Origin of the sequence: Prevotella sp. OH937_COT-195, from assembly GCF_003932845.1 — a bacterium.
Lineage (GTDB): Bacteria > Bacteroidota > Bacteroidia > Bacteroidales > Bacteroidaceae > Prevotella.
In genome coordinates, this window is record NZ_RQZH01000112.1 from 1 (window position 1) to 657 (window position 657).

Annotated in this window: 1 rRNA gene; it reads right to left on the reverse strand. The window is 47.8% G+C overall.

Going from position 1 to position 657, the window contains the following annotated elements:
* Positions 1–657 (reverse strand): 23S ribosomal RNA (locus EII32_RS11470); the annotation flags it as partial.

Sequence of the window (657 nt, forward strand, 5' to 3'; positions counted from 1 at the left end):
GGAATTGGTAGGCGGTGAAACCCCCGCATCCAATCAGTAGCTCTACCTCTAATAAACTATAACACGACGCTGTACCTAAATACATTTCGGGGAGTACGAGCTATTTCCCAGTTTGATTGGCCTTTCACCCCTACCCACAGGTCATCCGAAGTCTTTTCAACGACAACCGGTTCGGTCCTCCACGCTGTGTTACCAGCGCTTCAACCTGCCCATGGGTAGATCACCAGGTTTCGCGTCTACTACTACCAACTCAATCGCCCTATTAAGACTCGCTTTCGCTACGAATTCGCATCTGAAATGCTTATCCTCGCTGGTAAAAGTAACTCGTAGGCTCATTATGCAAAAGGCACGCCGTCACCCAAAAGGGCTCCGACCGCTTGTAAGCGTATGGTTTCAGGGTCTATTTCACTCCGTTATTCACGGTTCTTTTCACCTTTCCCTCACGGTACTGGTTCACTATCGGTCTCTCAGGAGTATTTAGCCTTACCGGATGGTCCCGGCAAATTCAGACAGGGTTCCACGTGCCCCGCCCTACTCAGGATATCCCTATGATTTATTAAACATTACCTATACGTGACTATCACACTCTATGGTGTACCTTTCCAAATACTTCCAGTTCTATTTAACAACCAATATCGGGTCCTACAACCCCCATAT